The following is a 297-nucleotide window of genomic DNA, read 5'->3' on the forward strand; positions in this document are numbered from 1 at the left end:
TAAAAGAAATTTCAAAATTTGTAAAAAATGATGTCCGTTTTTTGATATATTTTTACTCTTATATATTATAAAAGCAATTATTATAGTTGCTTTATAAAATTATTAGGAGAAAATATGACAATACTTAAAAAAAGTATATTAAGTCCAGTTGTTGCTTTGATTATTTGCTCAAATGTTTATGCAGATAATATAAGCTATTCATTAGATAAATCATCTTTAAAAGATGCTATTGAAAAAATATCTAAAAAAGCGAATATTCCATATATTGCTAATAGTTCTATTTTTGAAGGAAAAACA

General features: G+C 20.9%; 1 protein-coding gene. It reads left to right on the forward strand.

Going from position 1 to position 297, the window contains the following annotated elements; translation table 11 throughout:
- Window positions 1-114: 114 nt before the first annotated feature.
- Window positions 115-297 (forward strand): hypothetical protein (locus CRU91_RS12135; protein ID WP_146951633.1); only part of this gene is annotated, 183 nt, incomplete at its 3' end.

It is taken from the genome of Aliarcobacter vitoriensis, from assembly GCF_003316695.1.
GTDB classification, from domain to species: Bacteria; Campylobacterota; Campylobacteria; order Campylobacterales; family Arcobacteraceae; genus Aliarcobacter; species Aliarcobacter vitoriensis.